General features: G+C 70.6%; 10 protein-coding genes. 6 read left to right on the plus strand and 4 right to left on the minus strand.

What is annotated here, in order from left to right; translation table 11 throughout:
- Nucleotides 1–238, minus strand: a 238-nt coding sequence (locus tag R6V09_RS34725) for an ATP-binding cassette domain-containing protein (protein WP_317885441.1), incomplete at its 3' end; no start/stop codon positions are given.
- Between the two features lie 63 nt (nucleotides 239–301).
- On the opposite strand from R6V09_RS34725, the gene R6V09_RS34730 reads away from it, so the two are divergent.
- Nucleotides 302–1,024: a TetR/AcrR family transcriptional regulator gene (locus tag R6V09_RS34730; protein WP_317885442.1), complete on the plus strand. Its 723-nt coding sequence runs from the start codon at nucleotides 302–304 to the stop codon at nucleotides 1,022–1,024.
- A 56-nt stretch (nucleotides 1,025–1,080) separates the two neighbouring features.
- Here the strand turns inward: R6V09_RS34730 and R6V09_RS34735 are convergent, their stop codons facing one another.
- The 3 genes from R6V09_RS34735 to hmgA are packed head-to-tail and all read right to left on the minus strand — an operon-like array spanning nucleotide 1,081 to nucleotide 4,395.
- On the minus strand, nucleotides 1,081–2,250 hold the full coding sequence (locus R6V09_RS34735; protein WP_317885443.1) for a type ISP restriction/modification enzyme: 1,170 nt from the start codon (nucleotides 2,248–2,250) through the stop codon (nucleotides 1,081–1,083).
- Between the two features lie 12 nt (nucleotides 2,251–2,262).
- The gene (locus R6V09_RS34740) at nucleotides 2,263–3,015 is read right to left on the minus strand and encodes a GntR family transcriptional regulator (RefSeq protein ID WP_317885444.1); all 753 of its coding nucleotides are present in this window, start codon (nucleotides 3,013–3,015) and stop codon (nucleotides 2,263–2,265) included.
- 27 nt (nucleotides 3,016–3,042) lie between these two features.
- Nucleotides 3,043–4,395 carry a homogentisate 1,2-dioxygenase gene (gene hmgA / locus R6V09_RS34745; protein ID WP_317885445.1) on the minus strand — a complete coding sequence of 451 codons (1,353 nt, stop codon included), beginning with the start codon at nucleotides 4,393–4,395 and terminating at the stop codon, nucleotides 3,043–3,045.
- A 169-nt stretch (nucleotides 4,396–4,564) separates the two neighbouring features.
- Between hmgA and R6V09_RS34750 the strand changes: the two genes are divergently transcribed.
- From R6V09_RS34750 to R6V09_RS34770, 5 genes are all read left to right on the plus strand, one after another.
- Entirely contained in the window at nucleotides 4,565–5,242 is a 678-nt protein-coding gene (locus R6V09_RS34750) for a hypothetical protein (RefSeq protein WP_317885446.1), read from the plus strand.
- Complete coding sequence (locus R6V09_RS34755; RefSeq protein WP_317885447.1) at nucleotides 5,239–5,859, plus strand: TetR/AcrR family transcriptional regulator; 621 nt, start codon at nucleotides 5,239–5,241, stop codon at nucleotides 5,857–5,859. Before R6V09_RS34750 ends, R6V09_RS34755 begins: the two co-directional genes overlap by 4 nt.
- 120 nt (nucleotides 5,860–5,979) lie before the next feature.
- Nucleotides 5,980–8,220, plus strand: coding sequence for a molybdopterin oxidoreductase family protein (locus R6V09_RS34760; protein WP_317885448.1), 2,241 nt, complete (start codon nucleotides 5,980–5,982; stop codon nucleotides 8,218–8,220).
- Nucleotides 8,221–8,342: 122 nt separating this feature from the next.
- Nucleotides 8,343–9,773 (plus strand): CitMHS family transporter, encoded by a 1,431-nt coding sequence (locus R6V09_RS34765; protein WP_317885449.1) that lies wholly within the window; start codon nucleotides 8,343–8,345, stop codon nucleotides 9,771–9,773.
- Nucleotides 9,774–9,796: 23 nt separating this feature from the next.
- Nucleotides 9,797–10,841 (plus strand): MFS transporter (locus R6V09_RS34770; RefSeq protein WP_317885450.1); only part of this gene is annotated, 1,045 nt, incomplete at its 3' end.

A 10,841-nucleotide genomic window follows, 5' to 3' on the forward strand; every position in this document is an offset into this window, starting at 1 on the left:
GGCGCCGTACGGCCGAAGCCTCCCGGACCAGATCGTGCCCGGCGATCCGCGCGGAGCCCGCGTCGGGGCGCAGCAGTGTGGTGAGCAGCCGTACGGCCGTGGTCTTGCCCGCGCCATTGGGGCCGAGGACTCCGCAGACCGTGCCCTCGGCCACCGCCAGGTCCAGCCCGCGTACGGCGTGCACGGCGCCGAAGCGCTTCTCCAGACCTTTACTAAGTACAGCGTACGTAGTAGTCATGGGTCGACCATAGCGCACTACGTACGGTGTACGTAACTAGCATGGTGGTCGAGGTGATGATCAATGGCGGACCGAGCGGCCGTACCCGAAGTGATCTGGGCGCGCCCCGAGCGTGCGGGGCGGGGGCCCAAGCCCGCGTACAGCCGTGCGGACATCGCGGCGGCGGCGGTGCGGATCGCCGACGACGGGGGGCTGGACGCGGTGTCCATGCGCCATGTCGCGGCCGAGTTGGGGTGCGGCACGATGTCGCTCTACAACTACGTCCCCCGCAAGGAGGACCTGTACGAGCTGATGGTTGACGCGGTCAGCGGCGAGCACGAGGAGTGGGAGCCGTCGGGGGACTGGCGGGCGGACATGATCCGGGTCGCCCATCAGACGCGGACGCTGATGCATCGGCATCCCTGGCTGCCGCGGTTGATGTCACCGGTGTATGGCTTCAGCCCCAACGCGCTGCGGTATCTGGAGCATTGCCTGGCCTGTCTCGACACGGTCGACGCGACGTACGGCGTCAAGTTGCAGCTCGTCGGGCTGCTCAATGGGGTCGTGACGATGTACGTGACCAATGAGTTGGCGACTGCTGAGCGGTCTCGGTCGTTGCCGTGGTCGGAGGAGCAGGAGAACGCGGTGCGGATCGCGTACTTGGGGAGTCAGATCGCGGGTGGGGGTTATCCGCGGATGGCTGCGGCGTTCATGGAGGATCCGGGGCCTATTGATCTGGACGCGGTTTTTGACATGGCGCTTGGGAAGGTCTTGGACGCGTTCGCGCCGCGGGGGGAAGGGACGTAGTCGGGTGCGGGTTCGCTGTGGCTGGTCGCGCAGTTCCCCGCGCCCCTTCAGGTGGGTCAGATGAGCGTGAATTGGCCCTCTGGGCCCTCTTCGTGGTGGTCCAAAACCGATGCAGGGCCGCGTGCTGACTCCGGCACCGGTAGCACGCCCGCCTTGCGTAGCTCAGTCGCCGTGATCTGATCCGTCACCTCCAACTCCTCCTGCCGTGGCCGCAGTTCGGCCAGCAACGCCAACACGGTGATCAGCTCCAGCAGTTCCGACGTCCACGTCTGCTGCCATGTCGTCGGGCGGATCGCGGCCAGCGTGCCCGGGGTGGCGGACTCCGTCGTCCGGGACGTGAACCACTCCTCCAGGACGCGTACCCCGCTCACCTCGAAGTCCCAGGATTCGGGCGGTACCGGGGAGATGCGGCCCTCGTCGAGGTGGAGGGTCTCCTCGTCACGGTCGTAGTGGAGGGTGAGGGGAAGGGGCGGCAACGGGGCGCGGACGTACGGGCGTCGGCCGCCGGGGAGTTTGGGGCGGTCGCCGTTGCGGTGCATCAGCCAGAGGATGCGGTGGCCCAACTCGACGCCGCGAGCCCAGAGTTCGGGGTCCCGTGTCAGGGGTACGGCCGGTCCGGGGCGGGCCGTCGCCACCGCCCAGGCGAGGACGTCCACGGGGGCGGGGGAGTGGCCGAGGTGGGTGGCGAGGTGGTCCAACAGGCCCGGCGCCAGGTTCGGTTCCTCGGCGTGGGGGCGGCGGTAGAGCGGCCGGACGCGGCCGGGGCGGACCAGGGGGAGGATCGTGGACGCGAGCAGAAGCGGGCCGGAGGTGCCGGGGACGCCCGGAGTGTCCACCACGAAGACCTGGTGCTCGTCCGCCACCCGCCACAACTCCGGCCGGGCCACGTCGATCAGACGGTGGTCGGGGATCAGCCACTGCTCGTCGAAGGGGGCGTGCAGGACGCGGACCGGCTCCGGGCAGGGGCCCGTGGCGCGGACCAGTTTCTCCGTGCCGCTGGACTGGCCCGGGAGTTGGGTCACCGCCGAGTGGAGGGTGCGGGAGCGCGTCGGCTCGAACAGGGTTTCCCGGTCCGGGACTTCGGCCTTCACCAGGGCGTCCCAGCGGGCTTTCAGGGTTGCCGCGTCGGGGGCCGTCGGCCACCCCCGGCCGAGCCGGATCGGTGCGACGGACCACGGCATGAGGTCCGCGAGCAACGGAGCGTCGTCGTGCGTCACGCTCGGCATCGTACGACGACCTCAGTTCGCGGCGTCGAGCGTGACCGAGAAGGAGAAACGGTCTCCCCGGTAGTGGATGACCGCCACGTCCAGGACCCTGCCCCGGGTGTCGTAGGTGATGCCCGTGTAGTGCAGGATCGGGCTGAGGAGCGGGACTTGGAGGAGGCGGGCGGTCTCCGGGTCGGCGAGGCGGGCCTCCACGGTGTCCGTGATGCGGCTGATGTCCGCGCCGACGATGTCCCGGAGCACCTTGGTCATCGGCCAGCGGATCAGGTCGTCCGGGTCGAGGCGGGCGGCCAGTTCGGGGCGGATGTGGTTGCGGGCGTGGTTCGTCGGCTCGCCGGTCTTCTCGTCGCCGCGGAGGCGGTGATACGCCGCCAACTCGGTCACGTCCGGGAAGTGCTCGGCCAGTTCGGGCGGCACCTTCACCGCACCATGGTCCAGGAGCTCGGTGGTCATGCCGGACTGCTGGGCCACGATCGCGTCCACGGAGCCCAACAGCCGTACCGGAGTGGCCCGTCGGACGTCCGGCTCGATGAACGTGCCGCGACGGCGGTGCCGGGTGATCAGCCCTTCGTCCTCCAGCTCCTTCAGCGCCTGCCGCATGGTGAGCACGCTGACGCCGTAGTGCCCCGCGAGTTGCTCCTCCGTGGGCAGCCGCAGCGGGTCCTGGGGCGAGCGGCCGAGTATCGAGGCGCGCAGCGACTGCGACACCTGGTACCAGAGCGGCAGCTTGCGGTTCAGGACGATCGAGTCCGGGGCGAAGGAGGTCACGGGGCCATCCGTACCGGTAGGGAATCTTCAGTGCAAGGGGTCGAAGTGACGTTGCAGGCCCCGCCATACGTCGTCGTAGCCCTGCTGGAGGTGATCGGCGGTCGCCGCCTGGGCCGTCGCCGTCACCGGCCAGCGGGTCTCGAACATGAAGGCCAGGCCGTCGTCGATCTTCTGCGGGCGCAGTTCGGCGGCGCCGGCGCGGTCGAAGGTCTCACGGTCCGGTCCGTGCGCCGACATCATGTTGTGCAGCGAGCCGCCCCCGGGCACGAAGCCCTCGGCCTTCGCGTCGTAGGCGCCCTCGATGAGCCCCATGTACTCGCTCATCACGTTCCGGTGGAAGTACGGCGGCCGGAAGGTGTCCTCGCCCACCAGCCAGCGCGGTGCGAAGACCACGAAGTCGACACCGGCCAGGCCCGGGGTGTCCGACGGGGACGTCAGGACCGTGAAGATCGACGGGTCGGGGTGGTCGTAGGAGATGGAGCCGAGCACATTGAAGCGGCGCAGGTCATAGGCGTACGGCACATGGTTGCCGTGCCAGGCGACGACATCGAGCGGGGAGTGGTCGTAGGTCGCGGTCCAGAGGTTGCCGCAGAACTTGTTCACCACCTCGACCGGGCTCTCGACGTCCTCGTACGCGGCGACCGGGGCCCTGAAGTCCCGGGCGTTGGCGAGTCCGTTGGCGCCGATCGGGCCGAGGTCGGGGAGCTGGAAGGGTGCCCCATAGTTCTCGCACACATATCCGCGGGCTGAAGCATCCAGCAGTTCCACACGGAAGCGCACCCCACGGGGGATCAACGCCACATATCCCGGCTCCACATGGAGGAGCCCGAACTCCGTGCGCAGCAAGAGCCCGCCGCGCTCCGGGACGATCAGCAGCTCGCCGTCCGCGTCGCTGAAGACACGGTCCATGGAGGCGTCGGCGTGGTACAGGTGCACGGCCATGCCGGTGCGCTGGGTCGCGTCGCCGTTGCCGCCCAGGGTCCACAGGCCGGCCAGGAAGTCGGTGCCGGGTGCGGGCGCGGGCAGCGGGTTCCAGCGCAGCCGGTTCGGATCGGGCACCGACTCCGTGAAGGGTGCCGTACGGATCCCGCCGTTGTCGGTGCGGGTGAAGGGCGGGTGCGCGGCCGAGGGGCGGACGCGGTACAGCCACGAGCGGCGGTTGTGCGCCCTCGGCTCGGTGAACGCCGTACCGCTGAGCTGCTCGGCGTAGAGGCCGAGCGGTGCGCGCTGCGGGGCGTTGCGGCCCTCGGGCAGGGCGCCCGGCACCGCCTCCGAGCTGTGTTCATTGCCGAAACCGGTGAGGTGGGTCAGCCCCTCGGCGGTCTTGCGGACTCCCCCACGCTCGAACCTGCTCGCGCGGGAGGTACCCCCATCGCTCATCTCTGCTCCTCGGCATCCGGGCCATCTGATTCCTATGCATCACCGTAGGATTGCGGTTTCACGGGCGCAAGGGGGCGACGAAGGGCTCAGGGAAAATCCGACTTCCGGAGGCCAAGAACCAGCCTCAAGGGGGATCCGGCTGTCAGACCGGTGTTCTAGTCTCCCCGGCATGTCGTGGTCGCGCGCACTTCTCACCGCGCTCGCGGTCTGTGCCCTGCTGCTGGCCGGATCGGCGGGCTGTGGTTCCGGCGATGCCCGGGCGCGGAAGGGCGACGGGGTGTCGCCGTCCCCGGTGGGCAAGGTGCTCGACAACACGGACGAGCAGGGCCGGCACTACCGCGAGGTGAGCAAGAAGGGCGCGCCGGAGGTCGGTGTCGAGGTGGAGCCCGACGCCGCCGACGACAGCTGGGACGTCCGGCTGACCGTCCACGACTTCCGCTTCTCGCCCGCCGGTGTGAAGCCGGTCGCGGTCGCGGGCCGCGGCACGGTCCGTCTCATGGTGGACGGCCGCACCGTCGCGCGGCTCCGCGTCCCCGAGTACCGACTCGCCGCCGACCTGGTCCCGCACGGCACCCACCACGTCACCGCCCGCCTGTACGCCGACGACGGCACCGTGTGGGCCGTGCACGGCAAACCGGTGGAGAGTACGGCGGACATCACGGCGTCGGCGGCCCAGGCCACCCCCGACGGCAGCAGCGCCGGGGCGACCCCCAGCCTCTTCCGACGCGGCGGGGGTACCGGGATGAGTGGTACGGGCACCCATTCCGCCGCCGGGATGAGTGCTACCCGCACCCAGTTCCGTACTGAGGTGCGAGCTTCACCTGACCGCGGCGGAAAGGCATCATGAAGCCCGTGCCCCACACGACATCGCTCCGTCGTGCGCCCGTGCAGCGGCGCAGCGCCGAACGGCTGACCAGGATCCTCGACGCCTGCGCGGACCTTCTCGACGAGGTCGGCTACGACGCGCTGAGCACCCGGGCCGTGGCCGTCCGCGCCGGCGTCCCCATCGGCTCGGTGTACCGCTTCTTCGGGAACAAGCGCGCGATGGCCGACGCCCTCGCCCAGCGCAACCTGGAGCGCTACACCGAGCGCGTCACCGAGCGCCTCAAGGAGGCCGGCGGCGGGGGAGGGTGGCGGGCGGCGGTGGACGCCGTCCTGGACGAGTACATCGCCATGAAGCGCACCGCGCCCGGCTTCTCCCTCGTCGACTTCGGCAACCAGATCCCGGTCGGCTCGGGCCACGCGGAACCCAACCACCGCGTAGCCGACCGCCTCACCGACCTCCTCTCCGGCTACCTCGCGCGCGAACCCGACGAGGACCTCCGCCGCACGTTCCTGATCGCGGTGGAGACCGCCGACTCCCTCGTCCACCTCGCCTTCCGGGTCGCTCCGGAGGGCGACGAGAAGGTCATCGAGGAGACGCGGGAAATGCTGCGGGCGTATCTGGCGCGGGTGCTGGACTGACCGGCGGCCGAGCGTCCGCGTTCCGCGGGTTTCCGACCTCGCCCCGGGAACCCTCTCGCCACCGTCCATACCGGTCGGTATGCTCACCGCCAAGAGGCAACGTCGCCCTTGGGAGGCCCCGTGTCCCGCACCGCCCTGCGTATCTGCCCCCTGTGCGAAGCCACCTGCGGGCTGACCCTCACCATCGAGGACACCCGGGTGACCGGCGCCCGAGGCGATCGCGAGGACGTGTTCAGCCGGGGGTTCATCTGCCCCAAGGGCGCCGCCTTCGGAGCCGTCGACGGCGACCCCGACCGGCTGCGCGCCCCCCTCGTCCGCCGCGACGGCGAACTGCGCGAGGCCACCTGGGAGGAGGCGTTCGACGCGGTCGCCGCGGGCCTGCGCCCGGTCGTCGAGCGCTACGGCCCCGACGCCGTCGGCATCGTCCTCGGCAACCCCAACGTGCACACCATGGCGGGCGCCCTCTACCCGCAGGTCCTGCTCGGCGCCCTCGGCACCCGCAGCGTCTTCACCGCCTCCACGGTCGACCAGATGCCCAAACACGTCTCCTGCGGCCTGCTCTACGGCGACGCCAACGCGATCCCGGTCCCCGACCTCGACCACACCGACCACCTGCTCCTCATCGGCGCCAACCCCCTTGAGTCCAACGGGAGTCTGTGCACCGCCCCCGACTTCCCCGGCAAGCTCAAGGCGCTCAAGGCCCGCGGCGGCACCCTCACCGTCATCGACCCGCGCCGCACCCGCACCGCCAAGCTCGCCGACCGGCACATCGCGGTCCGCCCCGGCACCGACGCCCTGCTGCTCGCGGCGATGACCCACGTCCTCTTCGACGAACACCTCGTGGACCTGGGGGAGTTGGCCCCGCATGTGCAGGGCGTCGAGGAAGTCAGCGAGCAGGTACGGGAGTTCACCCCGGAGGCCGTGGCGGAAGCGTGTGACGTGGACGCCGCCGAGATCCGCGCCCTCGCCCGTGAACTCGCCGCCGCGCCAACTGCCGCCGTCTACGGCCGTATCGGCAGCTGCACCGTCCCGCACGGCACCCTCGCCAGCTGGCTCGTCGACGTCCTCAACATCCTCACCGGCAACCTCGACCGGCCCGGCGGCGCCCTCTTCCCGCAGGCCGCCACCGACCGGACACCCCGGCCCGCCGGACCGGGGCGCGGCTTCGCGCTCGGGCGCTGGCACTCCCGGGTGAGCCAATACCCGGAAGCCAAAGGTGAGTTGCCGCTCTCCGCGCTCGCCGAGGAGATCGACACCGCGACCGTCGAGGGCGAACCGATCCGCGCGCTGATCGCTGTCGCCGCCAACCCCGTGCTCTCCGCACCGGACGGCGCCCGCCTCGACAAGGCCCTCGACTCACTGGACTTCATGGTCAGCGTCGACCCGTACCTCAACGAGACCGCGCGCCACGCCGACGTGGTACTTCCGCCGCCCCCGCCGTCCCAAAGCCCGCACCACGACTTCGCGTTCAACACCCTCGCCGTCCGCAACCAGGTCCGCTACTCTCGCCCGGCGATCCCGCTGGAGTCCGGCCGGATGGCCGAGACCGAGATCCTGGCCCGGCTGATCCTCGCCGCGACCGGCATGCACGGCGCCGACCCGGCCGCCGTCGACACGATGGTCATCGACCAGACCCTCGGCAAGGCCGTCCAGGACCCCAACTCGCCCGTCCACGGCCACGATCCGCACGAGATCGCCGCCCGCCTCACCGGCGTCACCGGCCCCGAGCGTCGGCTGGACATGATGCTGCGCCTGGGCCCCTACGGCGACGGCTTCGGCGTACGACCCGACGGGCTGACCCTCCAGCAGCTGCTCGCGCATCCGCACGGCATCGACCTGGGCCCGCTCTCCTCCCGCCTTCCGCAGCCGCTGAAGACCCGGAGCGGCAAGGTCGAACTGCTGCCGCAGCCGATCGCCCACGACCTGCCCAGGCTCCGGCAGGCCATGAGCGAGCGCGCGGACGGACTCGTCCTCGTCGGCCGCCGCCACCTCCGCTCCAACAACAGCTGGATGCACAACGTGCCCGCCCTCACCGGCGGCACCAACCGCTGCACCCTGCACATCCACCCCGAGGACGCCGAGCGCCTCGGCGTGACCGACGGAGCGCCGGTCCGGGTGAAGGGCGCTGGGGGCGAGGTGACCGCCCCCGCCGAGATCACGGACGCCCTGCGCCGGGGCGTGGTGAGCCTTCCGCACGGCTGGGGACACGACCGTCCCGGCACCCGGCTCAGCCACGCCGCCACCGACCCCGGCGTCAACGTGAACCAGCTGCTCGACGGCAGTCTGCTCGACCCGCTGTCGGGCAACGCGGTGCTCAACGGAGTGCCCGTGGAGGTCGCCGCTCTGACCGCACCGCTGTGACCTGGAGTTTTGCGCTTATTGCTCGCGCGTCAACATCTTGTTAACGCCGCTTTGCGCGACCTAACGTCGTCGGACCGCCGCCCCTGGTGGGAGTTCAAAGGCGAACGTTAGGTGTTCCACTCATGCTGACCATCCTCGGCTTCACCATGATCGCGACCTTCCTGGTCCTGATCATGCTGAAGAAGATGTCGCCGATCGCGGCACTCGTCCTGATACCGGCGCTGTTCTGCTTCTTCGTCGGAAAGGGCGGCAAGCTCGGCGACTACGTCATCGACGGCGTCACCAGCCTCGCGCCCACCGCGGCGATGCTCATGTTCGCGATCGTCTACTTCGGTGTGATGATCGACGTCGGTCTCTTCGACCCGATCGTCCGGGGGATCCTCAAGTTCTGCAAGGCCGACCCCCTGCGCATCGTCGTCGGCACGGCGGTCCTCGCCGCGATCGTCTCCCTGGACGGCGACGGCTCGACCACCTTCATGATCACCGTCTCGGCGATGTACCCGCTGTACAAACGCCTGAAGATGAGCCTGGTCGTGATGACCGGTGTCGCCGCGATGGCCAACGGCGTGATGAATACGCTCCCTTGGGGCGGCCCGACCGCCCGCGCCGCGACCGCCCTCAAGCTCAACGCCAGCGACATCTTCGTCCCGATGATCCCCGCGCTCGCCGTGGGCCTGCTGGGCGTCCTCGTCCTCGCGTACGTCCTCGGTCGCCGCGAGCGCAAGCGGCTCGGTGTGCTGACGCTGGACGAGGTGCTCGTGGAGGAGCCCGCCGAGTCGGAGACGGTCCTCGTGGGCGCCGGCACGGGCAAGGGCAACGGCGCTTCGGGCGTCGGCAACGACCGTAAGACCACCGGCGGTTCGGGCTCCGGCACGGACGCGGATGCCGAACTGCCCGACGAGGACGACGGCTTCCGGGGCCTCGACCCCAACCGCCCGACCCTGCGCCCCAAGCTCTACTGGTTCAACGCGCTGCTCACGGTCACCCTGCTCACCGCCATGATCATGGAATGGCTGCCGATCCCGGTCCTCTTCCTGCTCGGCGCCGCCCTCGCCCTGACCGTCAACTTCCCCCACATGCCCGACCAGAAGGCCCGCCTCGGCGCCCACGCGGAGAACGTCCTCAACGTCTCCGGCATGGTCTTCGCCGCCGCCGTCTTCACCGGCGTCCTCCAGGGCACCGGCATGGTCGACCACATGGCCACCTGGCTGGTCGACAACATCCCCGACGGCATGGGCCCGCACATGGCCTTCGTCACCGGCGTACTCAGCATCCCGCTCACGTACTTCATGTCGAACGACGGCTTCTACTTCGGCATCCTCCCCGTGCTCGCCGAGGCCGGCCAGGCGCACGGCGTCTCCTCTCTGGAGATCGCCCGCGCCTCCCTGGTCGGCCAGCCCCTGCACATGTCGAGTCCGCTGGTGCCCGCCGTGTACGTCCTGGTCGGCATGGCCAAGGTCGAGTTCGGCGACCACACCAGGTTCGTCGTCAAGTGGGCCGCCCTGACATCGCTCGTCGTCCTCGGGGCAGGAATCCTGTTCGGCATCATCTGACCCACGTGACAGGGGACTTCACCATGGCGCCCGGCAGGAACCGCGGCTGGCTGCTCCGCCTCGTCATCGCCTTCAGCTTCGCGCAGGCGGCGGTGTCGATGGCCCGCCCCGCGGTGTCCTACCGGGCCCTCGCGCTCGGCGCGGACGAGCGGGCGATCGGTGTCATCGCGGGCGTGTACGCGCTGCTCCCGCTGTTCGCCGCCGTACCGCTCGGCCGCCGCACCGACCACGGCCGCTGCGCACCCCTGCTGCCCGTCGGCGTGGTCCTGATCTCCGGCGGCTGCGCGCTCAGCGGACTGGCCAACTCCCTCTGGGCGATGGCCATGTGGAGCGGAGTGATGGGCCTGGGGCACCTCTGCTTCGTCATCGGCGCCCAGTCACTGGTCGCCCGCCAGTCCGCCCCGCACGAACAGGACCGCAACTTCGGCCACTTCACCATCGGCGCCTCCCTCGGCCAGCTCGTCGGCCCCATCGCCGCGGGCGCCCTGATCGGCGGCTCCGACATGGCCGGCACCAGCGCCCTCGCCCTGCTCGTCGCGGGCGCGGGTGCCGCCGTGTCGTTCACGTCCCTGTGGCGCATCGAGGACCGTACGGCCGTCAAGTCCCGTACGGAACAAGGCGATCGCGTGCCCATGCGGAGCATCCTGGGCGCCCGGGGCGTGCCCGCGGGCATCTTCGTCAGCCTCTCCGTGCTGTCCGCGACCGACATCCTGACCGCCTACCTTCCGGTGGTCGGCGAACACCGGGGCATCGCGCCCTCGGTGATCGGTGTGCTGCTCAGCATCCGCGCGGCGGCCACCATCGCCTGCCGCCTGGTCCTCACCCCGCTCCTCCGACTGCTCGGCAGGGCCGCCCTGTTGACCGCGACCTGCCTCCTCGCGGGCGTCCTGTGCGCGGGCATCGCCCTGCCGGTACCGGTCTGGGCCATCGGCCTGATGCTCGCCGTCCTCGGCTTCTGTCTCGGCGTCGGCCAGCCCCTCTCCATGACGACCGTCGTCCAGGCCGCCCCCGACGGCGCCCGCTCCACCGCCCTCGCGCTACGGCTCACCGGCAACCGGCTCGGCCAGG

This window comes from Streptomyces sp. W16 (genome assembly GCF_033194735.1).
Taxonomy (GTDB): domain Bacteria; phylum Actinomycetota; class Actinomycetes; order Streptomycetales; family Streptomycetaceae; genus Streptomyces.

Excerpts from the sequence above, each read along its gene's own strand:
- R6V09_RS34730 (WP_317885442.1), top strand. The coding sequence starts at position 302 with ATGGCGGACCGAGCGGCCGTACCCGAAGTGATCTGGGCGCGCCCCGAG.
- R6V09_RS34735 (WP_317885443.1), bottom strand. The coding sequence starts at position 2,250 with ATGCCGAGCGTGACGCACGACGACGCTCCGTTGCTCGCGGACCTCATG.
- hmgA (WP_317885445.1), bottom strand. The coding sequence starts at position 4,395 with ATGAGCGATGGGGGTACCTCCCGCGCGAGCAGGTTCGAGCGTGGGGGA.
- R6V09_RS34750 (WP_317885446.1), top strand. The coding sequence starts at position 4,565 with ATGTCGTGGTCGCGCGCACTTCTCACCGCGCTCGCGGTCTGTGCCCTG.
- R6V09_RS34755 (WP_317885447.1), top strand. The coding sequence starts at position 5,239 with ATGAAGCCCGTGCCCCACACGACATCGCTCCGTCGTGCGCCCGTGCAG.
- R6V09_RS34765 (WP_317885449.1), top strand. The coding sequence starts at position 8,343 with ATGCTGACCATCCTCGGCTTCACCATGATCGCGACCTTCCTGGTCCTG.